The sequence below is a fragment of the Pseudomonas tremae genome (assembly GCF_023278125.1).
Lineage (GTDB): Bacteria > Pseudomonadota > Gammaproteobacteria > Pseudomonadales > Pseudomonadaceae > Aquipseudomonas > Aquipseudomonas tremae.
In genome coordinates this window covers 240,404-258,154 of sequence record NZ_CP066270.1, presented here as the reverse complement: position 1 = coordinate 258,154, position 17,751 = coordinate 240,404, and the positions used below count along the sequence as shown (strand labels likewise).

11 protein-coding genes are annotated in these 17,751 nt (G+C 59.0%); all 11 read left to right on the top strand.

Features of this window, described 5'->3' with window-relative positions; genetic code table 11:
• Positions 1–13: 13 nt before the first annotated feature.
• From tssC to tssM, 11 genes are read left to right on the top strand one after another with little or no spacing between them, the layout of a single operon-like run.
• On the top strand, positions 14–1,516 hold the full coding sequence (gene tssC, locus I9H09_RS01100; protein WP_122346846.1) for a type VI secretion system contractile sheath large subunit: 1,503 nt from the start codon (positions 14–16) through the stop codon (positions 1,514–1,516).
• 30 nt (positions 1,517–1,546) lie between these two features.
• The gene (gene tssE, locus I9H09_RS01095; RefSeq protein ID WP_005895957.1) at positions 1,547–2,029 is read left to right on the top strand and encodes a type VI secretion system baseplate subunit TssE; all 483 of its coding nucleotides are present in this window, start codon (positions 1,547–1,549) and stop codon (positions 2,027–2,029) included.
• On the top strand, positions 2,029–3,861 hold the full coding sequence (gene tssF, locus I9H09_RS01090; protein ID WP_005895954.1) for a type VI secretion system baseplate subunit TssF: 1,833 nt from the start codon (positions 2,029–2,031) through the stop codon (positions 3,859–3,861). Before tssE ends, tssF begins: the two co-directional genes overlap by 1 nt.
• Positions 3,825–4,895 carry a type VI secretion system baseplate subunit TssG gene (gene tssG, locus I9H09_RS01085; RefSeq protein WP_053479503.1) on the top strand — a complete coding sequence of 357 codons (1,071 nt, stop codon included), beginning with the start codon at positions 3,825–3,827 and terminating at the stop codon, positions 4,893–4,895. Before tssF ends, tssG begins: the two co-directional genes overlap by 37 nt.
• Positions 4,892–7,495, top strand: a complete 2,604-nt coding sequence (gene tssH / locus I9H09_RS01080) for a type VI secretion system ATPase TssH (protein ID WP_122323623.1) — start codon at positions 4,892–4,894, stop codon at positions 7,493–7,495. The genes tssG and tssH overlap by 4 nt, the downstream gene beginning before the upstream one ends.
• Before the next feature lie 24 nt (positions 7,496–7,519).
• Positions 7,520–8,275: a type VI secretion system lipoprotein TssJ gene (gene tssJ / locus I9H09_RS01075; protein ID WP_080267969.1), complete on the top strand. Its 756-nt coding sequence runs from the start codon at positions 7,520–7,522 to the stop codon at positions 8,273–8,275.
• Positions 8,272–9,615, top strand: a complete 1,344-nt coding sequence (gene tssK / locus I9H09_RS01070) for a type VI secretion system baseplate subunit TssK (RefSeq protein WP_005895938.1) — start codon at positions 8,272–8,274, stop codon at positions 9,613–9,615. Before tssJ ends, tssK begins: the two co-directional genes overlap by 4 nt.
• Positions 9,612–10,325, top strand: coding sequence for a type IVB secretion system protein IcmH/DotU (gene icmH / locus I9H09_RS01065; protein ID WP_024670234.1), 714 nt, complete (start codon positions 9,612–9,614; stop codon positions 10,323–10,325). The genes tssK and icmH overlap by 4 nt, the downstream gene beginning before the upstream one ends.
• Positions 10,326–10,355: 30 nt before the next feature.
• The gene (locus I9H09_RS01060) at positions 10,356–14,273 is read left to right on the top strand and encodes a type VI secretion protein IcmF/TssM N-terminal domain-containing protein (protein WP_122346847.1); all 3,918 of its coding nucleotides are present in this window, start codon (positions 10,356–10,358) and stop codon (positions 14,271–14,273) included.
• A gap of 31 nt (positions 14,274–14,304) precedes the next feature.
• The gene (tagF, locus tag I9H09_RS01055) at positions 14,305–15,228 is read left to right on the top strand and encodes a type VI secretion system-associated protein TagF (protein WP_005895928.1); all 924 of its coding nucleotides are present in this window, start codon (positions 14,305–14,307) and stop codon (positions 15,226–15,228) included.
• Positions 15,225–17,717: a type VI secretion system membrane subunit TssM gene (gene tssM / locus I9H09_RS01050; protein WP_005895923.1), complete on the top strand. Its 2,493-nt coding sequence runs from the start codon at positions 15,225–15,227 to the stop codon at positions 17,715–17,717. Before tagF ends, tssM begins: the two co-directional genes overlap by 4 nt.
• Positions 17,718–17,751: the final 34 nt, after the last annotated feature.

Here is a 17,751-nt window from a genome sequence, read left to right as displayed (position 1 = left end):
GAGGAGCCTGACGATGACCGATAAGCAAACCGCGACTCAGCAGGACGGCGCTCTGGTTGAAGTTGAAAACTTCGCCCCGCAATCTTCCTTGCTCGACAGCATCATTTCCGAAAGCCGCGTTGCACGCTCCGAAACCGAGCGTACCCGTACCCGCGACCTGATCGGCGAACTCGTGGCCCAGGTGCTGGAAGGCGAGATGACGCCGAGCAAGGACCTGATCGCCGTGCTCGATGCACGCATCGCTGAAATCGATTCGATGCTTTCCGAGCAGATGAACGAGATTATGCATGCTCGTGAGTTCCAACAGCTCGAAGCCTCCTGGCGCGGCCTGAAATACCAGGTTGACCAGACCGAGACCAGCACCACGCTGAAGATTCATCTGCTCAACGCATCGAAAAAAGACCTGGTCCGTGACCTCAAGGCTTCCTCCGAATTCGACCAGAGCGCGCTGTTCAAGAAGATCTACGAAGAAGAGTACGGCACCTTCGGTGGTGCGCCGTTCGGCATGTTGCTGGGTGACTACGAGTTCAACCGCAGCCCGGAAGACATGTACCTGCTGGAAGAGATCTCCCACGTTGCAGCAGCAGCCCACGCGCCGTTCATTTCGGCAGCCTCGGCAGAGCTGTTCGGCTGGGACTCGTTCACCGACATGGCCGGTCCTCGCGACCTGGCGAAAATCTTCGACACCGTTGAATACGCCAAGTGGAAGTCGTTCCGCGCCTCCGAAGACTCCCGTTACGTCGGCCTGACCCTGCCGCACGTGCTCGGTCGCCTGCCGTATGGCCCGGATACCACGCCAGTCGAAGAATTCAACTTTGTCGAAAGCGTCGATGGCCGTGACCACAACAAATACCTGTGGATGAACGCTGCCTACGCACTGGGCACTCGCGTGACCGACGCATTCTCCCGCTACGGCTGGTGTGTGGCGATCCGCGGCGTGGAAGGCGGTGGTCTGGTCGAAGGCCTGCCGACTCACACCTTCAAGACCGATGACGGCGAAATCGCGCTCAAATGCCCGACTGAAATTGCTATCACCGACCGTCGCGAGAAAGAGCTGTCGGACCTGGGGTTCATCCCTCTGGTGCATTGCAAAGGCACTGACTACGCCGCGTTCTTCGGCACTCAGTCGACCCAGAAGCAGAAGCAGTACAACACCGATATCGCCAACGCCAACGCCCGTCTTTCGGCGCAGCTGCAGTACATCTTCGCGACCTCGCGTATCGCTCACTACATGAAAGCGATCATGCGCGACAAGATCGGTAGTTTTGCATCCCGCAAGGACGTCGAGCTGTTCCTCAACAAGTGGCTGTCGAGCTATGTGTTGCTGGACGATACCGCCAGCCAGGAAGCCAAGGCCAAGTTCCCGTTGCGTGAAGCGCGGGCCGAAGTCTTCGAAGTGCCTGGCAAACCGGGCGTCTATAAGGCTGTGACTTACCTGCGTCCGCATTACCAACTGGATGAACTGACAGCTTCGTTGCGTCTGGTCGCCGAATTGCCGCAATCAACTCGCGGCTAACAACATCCATTACGTGGCCAGGGAGGCAACATGAGTAGCCAACACAAGCTGTTGCCTTCATTGCTGGATCGATTGCTCGACGATCGTCCGCATCAGTCCATGGAAGCATCATCGCAACGTCTTTGCTCGCTGGCCGATTACAAGGCCAGCATCGTTCGGGACCTGGAGATTCTGGTGAACACTCGCCAGTCTCTGGTCGCTGGCGAGCTGGAAGGCTTCGCCAATCTGAGCGGTACCATTCTCGATTACGGTATGCCCGACTTCACCAGTCGGAGCGTGCTCGACCCACAGGATCGTCTGCTGATCCAGCGTCAGCTGGAAAAGGCGATCACCGTGGGCGACCGACGCTTTCGTAGCGTGAAAGTCCAGTTGCTTGCACAACAGACCGGCCAACGCATGCTGACTTTTCGTGTGGACGCAGTACTGCGCCTGCAGGACATTTCGCGTCAGGTTTCTTTTGACGCTGTGCTGCAGGTCAACACTCAGGAATACAAAGTGCAGAACCTCAACTGATGCTCGACGATCTGCTGCCCTACTACGAGAAAGAACTCTCGCACCTGCGCTTTCTGGGCCAGGAATTCGCCGCTCAATATCCGAAGATCGCGTCGCGGCTTTTGATCGAAGGCGACAATTGCGAGGACCCGCACACCGAGCGCCTGATCGAGGCGTTCTCGTTCCTTTCTGCGCGCGTACACAAGAAACTCGATGACGAGTTTCCGGAAATCGTCGAGTCGTTTCTGGAGGTGCTGTACCCGCATTACCTGCGCCCTACCCCCTCGATGTCCATCGTCGAGTTCAACATGGGCAAGCAGGAAAAGGTCACCGAGTCCTATCGAGTGGCCCGCCACACAGAGCTGCACGCCAATGCGGTGGACGGCATCGTGTGCAAGTTTCGTACGTGCTACCCGGTCGAGATGTGGCCGGTTGCAGTGCAAAGCGCTTCTTTCATTGAAATGGAGCGCTCGGCGTTCAACGGCCACAGTGCAGACCTGATTGCACGCCTGCGCATCGGTCTGGCCGCTACTTCCGATGTCCTGTTTGGCAAGATGGAACTGGACCGCCTGCGCTTTTTCCTCGATGGCGAAAGCACGCTCATGCATCAGTTGTACGAGCTGCTGTTCAACAACCTGGCCAAGGCCACATTGTCGTTCGAAGACGAAGGACGGATTCGCGAGGTGGTACTGCCAGCTGGTGCGTTGAAGTCCGTGGGCTATGGCCTGGATGAAGGCCTGGTGGATTACTCGGAGCGCTCGTTTCTGGGTTATCGACTGCTGCACGAGTACTTCACGTTCCCGGACAAGTTCATGTTCTTCGACCTGTCGGGCTTTGCGCGCATCCTGGCGGGCAAAGAGATCGCCAAAGTCGAAATCAATTTCTACTTTTCCGATTACGACCTGACAGATCGGTTGGCACGCCTGACCCAGAACATCGGCCGTAACAATTTCAAGCTCAACTGCACCCCGATAATCAACCTGTTCCGCCAACAGGCCGAGCCGATCAAGCTGACCCACGTGCAGCATGAATACGCCGTAACGCCGGACGTGCGCCTGCAAAGCTCCGCCGAAGTGGTATCGATCGACCGCGTGCGCCGCGTGAAGAAAATCAACGGCAACGACCAGGTCGGCACCTGCCATCCGTTCTTTGAACCTCGCGGCGATCAAGGCCCGGGGCAGAGTTTCTGGATAGCCCGGCGGCGCCCTACGCAAAGCCGGCAAAGCGATGGCTCGAACATGTTCATCCGGGTCGTGGACCGTGATCTGGAGCTGCTTGACTCCAATAACGACACGCTGAGTATCCGCCTGACGTGCAGCAACCGCGACCTGCCGCTGATGCTGCCATTTGGCGGCGAGCGCGGAGACTTCAATATTCCGTCCAACTCGGTGATCAAAGACATTCGCTGCCTGCGCAAGCCCACCGCGACGGTCCGAGTACCGCTGGGCAACGGGGTCATCTGGCGTTTGATTTCCCACCTGTCGCTCAACCACATGTCGCTGGTTTCAAAGGGGCGCGAAGTGCTGCTCGAGCTGCTGTCGCTTTACAACTACCGCAACGTGTCGGCGATCCGCAAGCAGATCAACGGCATTGTTTCGGTGACCAGCGAACCGGTGGTGGCGCGTATCGGCCATCCACGCCCGAACTTTGTTCGCGGCGTCGGCATCACGCTGAAATTCGATGAAAGTCAGTACACCGGCAGCGGCGTATTTCTGTTCGGCATGGTGCTTGACCACTTCTTCGGCCAGTACTGCTCGATGAACAGCTTTACCCAATTAACCCTTCGCACCTTGCAGCGCGAAAAGAGAGTGGTCCAATGGCCCCCGCGAACAGGCGATCAACCCCTGGTCTGATTGACCAGGCAAGGGCTGAGCCGCACCGATTCGAATTTTTTCAGTTGGTGCGTTTGCTTCGCCTGCACTACAGCAGAAACGGGCGCATGGACCTGGAAACCAGGCCGCATGAAGACCCCCTGCGTTTTCGTTCGCAGCTGTCACTCAACTTCCCGGCCAGTGAAGTCAGTGATCTGCAGTTCGAACGCGAGGGCAAGGTATCGGCCGCAGGTTTGCCGCTGTCCGAGGTGCAAGTCACGTTCATGGGGCTGGTCGGGCCGTCTGGCGTATTGCCGCGCCCTTACACCGAGCTGCTTATCGATCGGCACATCCAGTATCGGGATGACGCTGCGCATGCGTTTCTGGATGTTTTTTCGCACCGCATGACCACGCTGTTTTACGAAGCCTGGCAGAAGTACAAGTTTTACATCGAGTACGAGCGCAGCGGCACATCGAACTTTGATCGTTATTTGCTCAACCTTGTGGGCTTCGGTCCTGAGGCGCTGAAACGCAAATTCGACAAGGGCGAGTCGCCACTGCGTCGCGAACTGTTCAGTTATTTCTCGGGAATGTTTGCCCAGAAGCCCCGTAATGCCCTGAACCTGGAGGTCATGCTGAGTTTTTATTTCTCGCTGCCGTTCAAGGTCCAGCAGTTTGCCGGACGCTGGCTGAAGCTCGACAGCAGCCAGTGCACGCAACTGGGTCGCAAAAATGCTGTGCTCGGGCAAAGCGCCGTGGCCGGCAATCGCGTCTGGGATTACCAGTCGTGCGTGCGTATCGAAATGGGTCCGCTGGAGCTGGTCGATTACCAGCGTTTCCAGCCGGGCGCTGTGGATTACCAGAAGCTGGTTGAACTGGTGCGTTTTTATATCGGTGCCGAACTGGACTTCCAGATTGCGCCGAAGCTCAAACCCGAAGCTGTACCCGTGGCCCGACTGGGCCGCCAAGGCAACGTATCTCTGGGCTGGCTTGGCTGGCTCAAACGCCCCGGTGTCGACGTGGAGCCTTCACGTTGCGCCCTTTTTCACATTCCTTTTGATGGGGTCTCCCTGTGAACCTGAAGTCCCTGTTCGCCAAGCTGAACGAAACGAGCCGTACCGCCACTGAGAGCGCTGCAGCGCTGTGCCTGTCGGAGAACCATTACGACGTAGAGGTCGAGCATTTGCTTTTGCAATTGCTCGACAGCAACGAGAACGACCTGCCAGTGATCCTGCGTCACTACGATGTGGTGCCTGATCGCCTGCAAGCGCAGCTGGTAACGGCGCTGGGGACCTTCAAGAAGGGCAACACACGTACACCGGCCCTCTCGCCGCACATCACCCGCATGATCGAACAGGCCTGGGTGCTGGCGTCGATCGAGTTCGGTCAGTCGCAGATTCGCACCGGGCACCTGATTCAGGCCCTGCTGGACGACGATGCACTGCGTCGCGTGGTCATCGGTTCGGCCCCGGAACTGGAAAAAATCAACGCCGACGACCTGCGTCTCAACCTGAGCGCGCTGGTCGAGGGCAGCCCCGAGACCAAACTGAGCAAGCCGCTGGCGAACGCTGACGCAAGCACAGGCGCCACCACCAAGGGCAACGGCAAGACTCCGGCGCTGGACCAGTACACCGTCAACCTCACCCAGAGCGCTCGCGACGGTCGTATCGACCCGGTATTGGGACGCGAATTCGAAGTGCGGCAGATGGTCGATATCCTGACCCGCCGCCGTCAGAACAACCCGATCCTGACCGGTGAAGCCGGCGTGGGTAAAACAGCGGTCGTGGAAGGTCTGGCGCTGCGTATCGTCCAGGGTGACGTTCCATCGGTGCTCAAAGACGTCGCCATTCACACGTTGGACCTAGGCTTGCTGCAAGCCGGTGCCGGGGTCAAGGGCGAGTTCGAGAACCGCCTCAAGTCAGTCATCGAAGAAACCAAGCGCAGCCTGCACCCGATCATTCTGTTCATCGACGAAGCTCACACGTTGATCGGTTCGGGCGGCCAGGCCGGGCAGAACGATGCCGCCAACCTGCTCAAACCTGCGCTGGCTCGTGGTGAGCTGCGCACTATCGCCGCTACCACTTGGGCGGAGTATAAAAAGTATTTCGAAAAAGATGCCGCGCTGGCGCGTCGCTTCCAGGTCGTGAAAGTCGAAGAGCCTGACGAAGACAAGGCCATCCATATGCTTCGCGGGCTGCTGGCGAAGATGCAGGAACACCACAAGGTCACAGTGATGGACGAAGCGCTGGTGCAGGCCGTGCGACTATCCAACCGCTACATCACGGGTCGCCAGCTGCCGGACAAAGCGGTCAGCGTGCTCGACACCGCTTGCGCCCGCGTCGCGCTGGGTCAATCGGCGCAGCCAGGCGCACTGGAAGACTGCAAGCGTCACATCGATAACCTCAACGCAGAAATCGCTGTGCTAGAGCAGGAAACCGCCAAGGGCAGTGATCACGCACGCCGCCTGACCGCCCTGCACGAAGAGCTAAAAGCCGAACAGGCCACCCGCGAGTCGCTGGAACAACAGTGGAAGCGCGAGCTGGAACTGGTCGAGAAACTCGGCGCACTCAGCGTTCCGGAACGCGGCGAGCCTGATGCCGAGCAAATTGCCGCAGTTCGCGCCGAACTGGCCAGCGTTCAGGGCGAGCAGCCGCTGGTCCATGCATTGGTGGACGGCGGCACGATTGGCGAAGTGATCTCCGGCTGGACCGGCATCCCGCTGGGCAAGATGCTGCGCGACGAGATCGACACCGTGCAAAGTCTGCCTGCGCTGCTGGGTGAACGCGTACTGGGTCAGGATCACGCGCTTGAAGAAATCGGCAAGCGCATCAAGATCTCCCGAGCGCGCATGGAAGACCCGAACAAGCCTATCGGTGTGTTTCTCCTGCTGGGCCCAAGCGGCGTCGGCAAGACCGAAACCGCGCTGGCGCTGGCTGACACGCTGTATGGCGGCGAGCGTAACGTCATCACCATCAACATGTCCGAATACCAGGAAGCGCACACGGTCTCCAGCCTCAAGGGCTCCCCGCCTGGCTACGTCGGTTACGGCGAAGGCGGCGTGCTGACCGAAGCCGTGCGCCGCAAGCCCTACAGCGTGGTGTTGCTCGACGAGGTGGAGAAAGCCCACCCGGACGTGCTCGAGCTGTTTTTCCAGGTATTCGACAAGGGTGTTCTGGACGACGGCGAAGGTCGCGAGATCAATTTCCGCAATACCGTGATTATCCTCACGTCCAACACAGGCACCGACCGCATCATGCAGTGGTGCCTGAGCACCGAGCAGAAGCCGACTCCCGATGACATCGTGGAAGGCCTGCGCGACGAGCTGAACCAAGTGTTCAAGCCTGCGTTCCTGGGTCGTCTGACTATCGTGCCGTACTACCCGGTGCAGGACGCCATCCTGGAGCGCATCGTCGGCCTGAAGCTGGAGCGCATTCGCAAGCGTTTCGAGCGCAATCATCAGGCGGTGCTGAGTTACGACCAGGCGCTGATCAAAGCCATCGCTTCGCGCTGCACTGAAGTGGACAGCGGCGCACGTAACATCGACAACATTCTGTCCAAGACCCTCATGCCAGAACTCGCCCAGCGGGTGCTCGAGCGGATGGCGCAGGACAAACCGATTCAAAGTCTGAGCATCGACCTGGGCAGCGACGGCGATTTCGCCTACACCCTGACCTGATCGATCACCCATAGGTAGCACGTGATGAATAAAAGACTTCAAGGCAAAAGTTCCTCGAAGCCAGCCTTGGCAAGGTGCCTGGCTGTTCTGGCAGTGATGATGGCGCTGTCCGCCTGTGGCGTGACAGACCGTGTCGCCAAGCGCATGGATGACACCTGGGCTGGCGACATGATGTTCGGTGACAACGAGAAAGTGATCCTGACGACCGACGGTGGCAACCAGCTCAACCCCGATGAGTACGGCAAGCCGCTCTCGGTGGTGGTGCGCGTTTATCAACTGTCCTCGCTGGAGCGCTTCGAGTCCATCGACGCCGATAGCCTCTGGGATAATCCACAAAAGGCGTTGGGCAACACACTGGTCGAAAGCAAGGAGCTGATTCTGCTGCCGGGCATGGGCCAGACCGATCAATGGCCGCTGAACCCCAACGCTTCGTACGTGGGCATCGCGGCGTTCTTTCGGACTGACGAGAACAGCCGCTGGAAAGTGGCGTTCGACGCCAATACGTTGCGCAAGGACGGTATCTGGTTCTCGTCCGACGGTGTTCGCGTGCTGGTGGACAACAACTACATCCTCGCCGCCCGCGGTGTGGATGTGCTGAACAGACTCAAGACCGAAGAGCAGTTCAACAAATCCAATGCATTGCCGGTAAAACCTGCAGAAAAGACCTTGACCGATCGTGCGCAGGACGCGGCAGTTCAGCAAGTTCAGGACTCTGCCAGCAGCTCCGCTAAAAAAGCGGCGGACTCACAATTCAATTCTTTGTTGGAAGGCGCCAAATGAGCAAACAAAGCCGCGTGATGTGGTCGGAAGGCATGTTCCTTTTGCCACAACATTTCCAATACCAGGATGAGTTTCATCAGCATCAGCTTGCTGAGTCGACCCTGCGCAACACCCCCTTCCACTGGGGTGTGCAAACCCTTGAGGTCGATGTAGAGGCACTGGCGACCGGCTCGCTGCAGCTGAAGCGCCTGAAGCTGGTGTTCCCGGACGGCAGCCTTTACGACGCCCCACAGCACGATCCGCTGCCTGCTGCACGCGACCTGAAGAACCTCATCAAAGGTGGCGAAATCAAGGTTTACGCAGCGCTTAAACTGCCTGAGCCGTTTGGCCTGAACTACGTCGAAGACGGTCAGGAACAGAAGAGTGCCCGGCGTTTCCGCAAACAGTTCGACACGCTGCCGGACCTCAACGAAGGCGATCTGGAAAACGAGATCACCAGCCTGCGGCTGAACGTCGTGATGCTGGTCGATGGCGACAGTCTGGACGGTTACAGCTACTGCCCGATTGCCCGACTGGCGCGCAACAACATCGGTGGTTTCAACCTTGATGCTCACTTTGTGCATCCGACCCTGCACGTGGGCACTCACGAGACACTGATCGGCCTCGGCAGGCGCCTGATCAGCGTGTTGCAAGCCAAGAGCAAAGCGCTTTCCGGTCGTCGTCGCGAACGTGCGGACCAGATCGCCGAGTTTGGTTCCAGCGACGTGACGCTGTTCTGGCTGCTGAACACCGTCAACCGGGCTTATCCGCAACTGGCACACCTACTGGCCCATCCACGCCTGCATCCAGAGCGTCTGTACCTGTTTCTTGCCGAACTGGCAGGCGGTTTGCTGACCTTCTCGCTGGACACACAGCTCACCGATATTCCGGATTACGATCATCAGGACCCGGCCGCCTCGCTGGTAAAGCTCGACGAACTGGTTCGTCTGTTGCTCGAGAACGTGATCCCGAACCAGTGCATCGTCATCAACCTGAGCCAGGTCAGACCGTCGTACTGGCAAGGCCAGTTGCTGGACCCGCGCCTCACCGAAGCCGACTTCTATATCTCGGTACACGCCGACATGCCTGGCTCCAGCCTACTGGAACTGGTGCCGCGCGCGTTCAAGGTGGGCTCGCCGGAAGACATCGAAGTGGTCGTCAACAGCGCCATGCCTGGCGTCACACTGAACCACTCGACACGTCTGCCGAACGCCATTCCGGTGCGCCTGGACAACCATTATTTCTCCATCGAGCCGCATGGCCGGGTGTATGAGCGAATGATGGAAGCCCAGGCCATTTCCTTTTACGCGCCCAGCGCGTTTACCAATCTCAAGCTTGAACTGTTGGCGGTGCTTAAATGACTGATGCCGTGATGCAAGGTGCCGCTACGGCCGCAACCGAAAAACCTACGCTCAAAGACTTGGTACGGGACTTCATCACCATGGCGCTGATCGTGCGTCGCGGTCGCCAGTCGACCTCGGTCACTGCGTTCGAAGCCAGCGTCGATACCTTTTTCGCTAACCTCGAGCGCCAAGCGCGCAGCGCCAATTACAGCGTCGAACAGGTCAAGGACGCCCAGTACGCACTGTGCGCATTCCTTGATGAAAGCGTGCTGCGCTCAGGCGATAACGACATGCGTCGCCACTTCGAAATGGAGCCGTTGCAGTTCCGTTATTTCGGGGTTCACCTCGCGGGTGAGGGCTTCTTCGAGAAGATTGAGCTGCTGCGCGCCGACGTGAAGAAAAACCTCGATGTGCTTGAGGTGTACCACCTGTGTCTGGCGCTGGGTTTCGAAGGCAAGTTCGGCCTCGGCCAGAAAGACCAGCTGCGCTATCTGGCCAACACCCTGGGTCAGGACATTGCGCGGCATCGCAAGACGCCCAAGGCACTGTCGCCGGACTGGGCGTTGCCTGATCAGGTTTCACAGATGCTTCGTCATGAAGTGCCGGTCTGGCTCTATCTGGTGCTCATTGCGCTCGTGTGCCTGGCTGTCTATCTGACACTCGACTGGTTGCTGGGCAAAGACGTGGCCGCGTTGGCCGAACAAATCAGCCAACTGTTCAATGCTTGAGCCCCGCTCAGGTAACCGAGTCAGGAAGACATGAAGACATTATTGCGTCTGTTAAAAAGTTTCTGGTTTCTGGTCCCGATACTGTGGCTGGCGAGCCTCGCCGTGTGCTGGTTTTTCGCCCCCAGAATCAGCTGGCTGCAAGGCTACATGCTCGAAGCGATGGCGATCATCAGCGCCTTCTATCTGCTGCTGATCGTGCTGCGTCAATACCGGCGGATCCGTACCGAACACAACCTCGAGAATCTGGTCCAGATCGAAGTTGACCGTTCGCTGAAATCGACCGGCGAGTTCCGCGATCAGCAAGTGCTTCGCGACCGTCTCAAGCATGCCATCGCCATGTTGCGTACCGATCGTTCGGCGGGTGGCGGCGGCTCATCGGCGCTCTACGACCTGCCGTGGTATCTGGTCATCGGCATGTCGGCGGCGGGCAAGACCTCGTTGCTGACGCGCTCGGGCCTGTCGGCCAGTATTGCCAGCAGCGCCAACGACACGGAAAGCGGCACCCAGCACTGCGATTGGTACTTCAGCCCTGAAGCGGTGATGATCGATACCGCTGGCCGTTACCTTCGCGACGACCAGTCGGCCAGCGAGTTCGCTGCGTTCCTGCGCATGCTCAAGAAGCAACGCAGTAAAGCGGCTGTCAACGGCCTGGTGCTGGTGGTCAGCCTGCCGGAACTGTTAGCTGCCTCTGCCGCAGAGCGTAACAAGATGGGCGCGCGCCTGGTATCGCGCATCGAGGAATACACCGATTGCCTGGATGCCAACCCGCCTATCTACTTGATGTTGACCAAGACCGACCAGTTGCCGGGCTTCAGTCAGGCATTTGAAGGTCTGGACCTGCACGAGCGCCAACAGCCGCTGGGCATGACCTTCGGTCTGAACGAGATCAACACCCAAAGCCTGCGCTCGGTGCTCAAAAACAAGTTGGCAAATCTGCAGGCGCATGTCAGTCGTCACGTCGACTCGCAGATAACCGCGCTGGGTGCCAACGCCAACAGTGCGCTGCTGAACTTCCCCAGCTACTTTGCTGAACTGTCGACCGTTCTCGAAGAGTTTCTGCAGCACTTTGCGCGCAGTAACGTCAACGGTAACCCGCTGTTGTTGCGCGGCCTGTACTTCACCAGCGCCCTGCAAACCGAAAAACAGCTGACGCCGGTCTATGAAGATGACCTTGCAGAGTCTTTCGCCTTGCTGCCGGCCTCCGAAGCCGCTGCGCTGGAGCAGGAGCAAAACCGCAAAACCGGTGATCGCAGTTACTTCATCACCGACACCTTCCGCCGCGTCATCTTCCCTGACCGCGACCTGACGCTGTACCAGTCACGCCACGGCCGGGACAGATCAATCGGCCCGATTGCCATTGGGGTGGCGCTGCTCGCCGGGCTGGCCTTCATCGGCTGGCAAACCCTGTCGTTCCAGAACAACCGGCAGTGGCTGGCTTCCATCAGCCAGCAACTGACCGAGTTGGAACAATCCCCGGACCGCGCGCAACGCCTCGCTTCCGGCCAAGGGCTGGAATTGCTGCGCAATCAGTTGGCGATCATCGAGAAATACCGCACCAAGGGCGTACCGCTGCAACTCAGTGGTGGCCTGTATCGCGGTAGTGATATCTATCTCGCCACACAGACCGCTTACTTGCAGCAGTTGCGTACCCAGGCGCTGGAGCCGATCACACTGAAGCTGCAATTGCAGATGCGCGAATTCAACGAGTTCGCAAAAACCATGGACCCGCAGTATGGCTTCGGCGCTGCAACCGCTGGCTCTGGCACCAAAACAGGCAAGGCACGCGCTCAGGGCCAGAAACTGCTGGACCGCGGCACTCGCAACCTCGCAGCAGGCCGTCCGACCAGCCTGGGCAGTATCCCGCGCAGCACAGGCGATGTTGCCAATCGCCTGACTGGCGCCGCCCGTGGCACAGCCAGCCAGACACGCAGCGAGGCGATTGCCGCTCTGCGCAATCCGGCGACCGCCAACGATGCGGCCGAGCTGTCGGCGACGACAGGCGGTTTGTCGTTGTCGGAAGAAATGCTCGGCCGACTCGATGAACGGCAGGTCGCGTCCATCATCGAGTCATACAACGCCCTCAAGCTTTATCTGATACTGACTCAGCCCACCGCGCATCCGGAAACCGAGTTTGTCGGTGTGGCGCTGCCGGTGGCCTGGACAGGTATTTCCAGCGATGCCAACCCGATCAGCGACAACGTGATCGAGGACAACTCGCCGGTTTACGTGCAACTGCTCAAGAATGGCGACGCGCCGGCCATGCCACGCAATGAACAGTTGATCGATGAAACTCGCAAGAGCCTTAAGTTCTTCATGATTTCCAGCTCGCTGGTGGACCGTGAATACCTGCGCCTGCAACTTGAATCGAGCCGTCAATTCCCGGCCATCGGCCTGAATGACCTGGTGCCGATGCCCGGCCGCCAGTTGCTGTATGGCTCGGAAGCGGTACCTGCGATTTTCACCCGCCAAGGCTGGGATGAGTTCGTCAAACCCGAGTTGATCAAGCTGGTGTCGGGCAATCTGCGTAACGAGACGGACTGGGTACTTGATGGCGAGGGCGGTGACAGCGTCGTACAGAAAGCCAATTTCGTCCGTGAGTTCATGACCCGTTACAAACGTGACTACACGCAGGTCTGGTACACCATGATCGACAGCATCGGTGTGCGTCGCTTCAGCGATATGGCCAATGCCACGCAACAGTTGTCGTTGCTCAGCGATGTGCGTAACTCACCAGTAAAACTCCTGCTGTCGGCGGTCAACGAAAACACCCAGTGGGACGTACCTGCACCGCGTGAAGCACAGCAGACCGGGGTCAAGCGCGATGACGGTTTCTGGGGCAAGGTCGGCGGTATCTTCGACAACAAGGAAGCTGCAGCCAGTGTGCTGACCTCGCCACTGCCCGCGGTCGACGACGGCAGCCTGGCCAAGCGTTTCGAGCCTGTTTCGCGGGTCTTCGCAGCGCAGAACGCCGAAGGCGCCGACAGCACAATCATGGACCGCTACCTTGCTGCGTTGCGCAAGCTCAAGGTCCGGATGAGCAATATCCAGCGTTCGCAGGATGTCGGTAAAAGCAGCAAGCAGTTGATCAGTGAAACCCTGGAAGGCCAGCCGAGCGAAGTCACCAACGTGCGCAACTACGTTGAAACCACGGTCGATACCAGCCAGGGCGGGCTTTCTACGTCGCTGCAAAGCCTGTTCAGCCTGCCGATCCAGTTCGCCTGGGAAACCCTGCGTGACCCGGCTGGCGAGCAAATCGCTAAAGCCTGGGCCAAACAGGTTGCCAAGCCTTGGGAACAGGTCATGGCGCATCGTTACCCGATCGCTCCCGACAGCCGCAACGAGGCATCGGTGAAAGATCTGCAACGCTTCGTCGATCCGGAATCAGGCCTGCTGCCGAATTTCAAACGCAACGAAATCGGCAATCTGTCCGATGGCGAAGGTCTGGGCATGAGCAGCGGCAGCAAGGCACCGCTGGTCAATCCGAAACTGGTCAGCAATATCGACAAGGCCAGCTCGCTGGGCGAAGTCATCGCCAGCCTGTCGGACCGCGACAATGGCTTCGAGATCATGCTCGAGCCGTCGGCCTACTTCACTGACATCATCTTCACGCTGGATGGCCAGGAACAGCATTACCGCAACGGCAAAACCAGCTGGAGCCGCTTCTCGTGGCCAGGCACTACCACCGCACCGGGCGCACGCCTGGACGTAGTGACGCTGTCGGGCGAACGCATTACCGTGTTCGACTACACAGGGCGTTGGGGCCTGCTGCGCATGAACGACAGTGCGCGTGTTGCCGACCTCGACGGCATCCAGCAGCGTTTCAGCTGGAACACCGCCAAAGGTCCGGTCAGCCTCGTGGTTCGCAACTATGGCGGCGTAAAACTGACCGACCTGGCGAACGTCAAGGCGCTGAGTGCCTTGAATGCAACTGATGGACGGACCAAGTGAGGATGAGCATGGCGGATCTGGAGGGCAGCAGATGATTGGCTGCTTCGGAAAAGTGCCCGCGAGCGCAGACTTCGTCAGCCTGCATGGCGCCAGCGAAGAAGCTTGCGAGTTCGACGCCTGGCTGCAGGGCGCGCTCGCCGACATGCAGCACCGCGAAGACTGGCGCACGCTTTTCGACCGGTTGCCAGTGTGTTTCTTCAGCTACCGGGCACGCAACGGCAATTGGCTGGTGGGCGGTTTGATCAGTTCACGGGACTCCAGTGCGCGACGTTATCCGTTCTTCATCTTTCAAACGGTGAAGGCCAGCGATGCCGGCGTGTTTGTGAACCCGTTCACCCTGAGCGAACTGTTCGCCGGGCAGATCAAGCCGTTGTTGCACATGGCGGCGCAGGCGGAAGGCACTGCGGTGCTGTTCGAGCGCATAAGGGCCTTGCGCCCGTTGCAAGGGCAGGACTTCGAACTGTTCCGGCGTGTGCATGAAAAGTTTCTGGTGAACTTCACGCTGCGTGACATCGCCAAGTCGCTGGAGAGTTCTTACCCCGAGTTCATCAGCAATGCCGTGCTCACCAGGCTGCAAGCGTTGAGCCGACCGTCACACAAGGCGCCGGTCGGGATTTCCCTGCCGCTACCTGCCGAACGGGGCTTGAAGAACCCGACTGCAGATCTTTGGGTCAACTGGTTGTCGCGCCTCAACGCAAACAACGCTGTGCCACAGATCAGCATTCTGGCGGACGACTTCATGCGCCCCAGGCTGTTCTGTTTTCCGTCCCGCAATACCACAGGCGTGTACCGCGTGGTGACGGGCGTGGGTGAGCATTCGGAGAACTATGACGTGCTGGCCCCTTTCGACGCGTTCGACGAACACCACCGAGGCCATGTGTTTCCAGACATAAACCGCCCTCTTTATGACGTTATCGACCGTTTTGTCGATGTGCTGGATTTGAAGTCCGTATGAACAAAATCAAGTATTACTTCCTGCGCTACCAGCCCTACATACTAGGGGTCTGCTTTTTCCTGGCGATATTTATCGTCTGGAGCATCGGTCGAGCCCTTGGCTTCAGCTCGATGAATAGCCTGCTGACCGGTATCGGCCTGTTCCTGTTGCTGTCAGCCGCTTATGTTCTGCTGCTGTATCGCGGTGTGTCTCAGCATCAGAACCTTGAGGGGCTGTTGCGCGACGACGCCGATCAGGCCGTGCTCAACGCAAGCCCGGCAGATCGCGAAGAGGTCAGCATGCTGCGTGAGCGTCTGCTGCAAAGCATCGAGCGCCTGCAGAGCAACAAACCGAACGGCTCCAATGCCAAGGACGCGCTCTATGCCCTGCCCTGGTATCTGGTCGTCGGCCAGCCCGCAGCAGGCAAGAGCACCATGCTGTATCAGTCGGGTCTCAACTTCCCTTACGCCGAACGTGAAGGCGCACGTGTCGCCGGGCTGGGCGGCACGCGCAATTGCGACTGGTTCTTCAGCTCCGAGGCCGTGCTGCTGGACACCGCTGGCCGTTACATGAACGATCAGGAAGAAGCCGGCAAATGGCGGGCGTTTTTGCAGTTGCTGCGTCAGCATCGCCAGCGCAGACCGCTCAATGGCCTGATCGTGACGGTCAGCATCCACGACATCCTGCAAGCTTCGGTCGAGGATCAGGAGCGCATTGCCAAGCGTCTGCGCGAACGAATCCAGGAAACTCACGCCCTGCTGGAAGTACGCCTGCCGGTGTATCTGGTGTTCACCAAGTGCGACCTGGTACCGGGCTTTGTGCCGTTCTACCGTCAGCTGGACGACATGGCGCGTGGCGAGGTAATGGGCAAGACCTTCCCGCACAAAGGCTACGAGCAGGCCGACTGGGGCCAGCGCTTCGGCGTGGCGATGGACGAGCTGATCAGCTACTGGAAAGAGGTGGCGAATCAGCAGTTGGTACTGCAGGACATACAGATCACCCGCCAGGACACGGCGGTGTATCGCTTCCCGTTGGAGCTGGAAGCGCTGAAACCGCGCTTGCGGCTGTTCGTTGATGCCCTGCTGCGCGCCAACCCATATCAGAGCGCCGAGATGCTGCGCGGCTTCTACTTCACCAGCGCACTGGACGCCGATCAGCCGGAAATGGGTGGGCACACTCGCCAGGTCACTGAGCGATTCCAGCTGGAAAGCGAGCAGGATGTGGTGGACGGCAATGCGCAACCGCACCCGCTGTTCATCAACAGCCTGTTCCGTAAAGTGATCATCCCCGACCAGCACCTGGTGGCGCTGTACACCACCAACCACCGCGAGCGGCGTCGCAAGGCCGCCTGGATTGGCGGCGCCAGCCTGGTTGCCTTGTTGATCTGCAGCCTGTGGGGTTGGTCGTACTGGAACAACAAGGACAACATTCAGTCGATTTCCAATGAACTGGCCCAGGCCGTAGCGGATGACAGCAAGGCCACCGGGCAATACACCGAATGGCAGACACTGGATCGCATGCGCTTCTGGACAGCGCTCTATTACGGCCGTCACCACGATGAAGGTGTGCCATTGCGCATGCGTCTGGGACTCTACAGGGGCTATGACATCGAGCCGCTGTTGCGCACGCGCTACTTCAATCGCCTGGAAACGGTGATGCTCAAGCCGACCGCAGACAACCTGACGCGCTCGCTGTACCTGCTGACCACCATCAAGGTCTACCAGCGCAATGCCAAGGACCTGATGCCGGTCACTGGCGTAGACAGTGTCGAGCCCAAGGCCCTGCCGCCCGACAACCGTGCGCAGTCCATCGCGGCCTTCGGCAAGGCAACGCTGGACACGTACGTGATGCTGTCGCGAGCACAGCGCGAGAAGGCCGACCCGGCTTTCCTGAAAGCGAAGATGCCTGATTACTGGTACCCGGCCATCGCACGTCAGACCGGCAAGACCATCAACACGAATGCCGAGCCAGGCTCGAATCAGGATTACGAGTACGCCAGTCGCCAGATCAACTTCTACAGCGATCAGATTCACGAACTGGATGTGCCACGGATTCTCGACAACGCATTTCTGACATCCAGTTCGCGTAATTACATCAATAGCCTGCTGACGCAGTCTTTGAAGGCCATCGAGACGATTACGCTGGAGTCGGACACGCTGTTTGCCTTTGGTCGTGCCGATTTCCAGAGCCTGAAAACCGAAGGTCAAAACCAGTTGAGCGCGATTGCCGGCAAGCTGCTGAGCACGCCGAACATCGGCAAGATCGTGATCGCAGGTCACGCGGACCAGTTGGGTGACCCGCAGAGCAACATGCAGGTGTCCAAACAGCGGGCGCAGACCATCAAGACTTACCTGGTCGGCAAAGGTGTACCCGCCGAGCTGGTGGACGCGGTGGGTGAAGGCAGCGAGAAGCCTCTGGTCAAATGCGACATGCAGCAGCCCAGGGCTCAGTTGATTCAGTGCCTGGAGCCAAACCGGCGCGTAGAGATCGAAGTACGCGCACTCAACTGAGTGCGTGCCGGCAAGTAAACCGAAGCCCGGGTTG

Coding starts and splice junctions, on each gene's coding strand:
- tssC (WP_122346846.1), top strand. CDS start 14: ATGACCGATAAGCAAACCGCGACTCAGCAGGACGGCGCTCTGGTTGAA.
- tssE (WP_005895957.1), top strand. CDS start 1,547: ATGAGTAGCCAACACAAGCTGTTGCCTTCATTGCTGGATCGATTGCTC.
- tssF (WP_005895954.1), top strand. CDS start 2,029: ATGCTCGACGATCTGCTGCCCTACTACGAGAAAGAACTCTCGCACCTG.
- tssG (WP_053479503.1), top strand. CDS start 3,825: ATGGCCCCCGCGAACAGGCGATCAACCCCTGGTCTGATTGACCAGGCA.
- tssJ (WP_080267969.1), top strand. CDS start 7,520: ATGAATAAAAGACTTCAAGGCAAAAGTTCCTCGAAGCCAGCCTTGGCA.
- tssK (WP_005895938.1), top strand. CDS start 8,272: ATGAGCAAACAAAGCCGCGTGATGTGGTCGGAAGGCATGTTCCTTTTG.
- icmH (WP_024670234.1), top strand. CDS start 9,612: ATGACTGATGCCGTGATGCAAGGTGCCGCTACGGCCGCAACCGAAAAA.
- I9H09_RS01060 (WP_122346847.1), top strand. CDS start 10,356: ATGAAGACATTATTGCGTCTGTTAAAAAGTTTCTGGTTTCTGGTCCCG.
- tagF (WP_005895928.1), top strand. CDS start 14,305: ATGATTGGCTGCTTCGGAAAAGTGCCCGCGAGCGCAGACTTCGTCAGC.
- tssM (WP_005895923.1), top strand. CDS start 15,225: ATGAACAAAATCAAGTATTACTTCCTGCGCTACCAGCCCTACATACTA.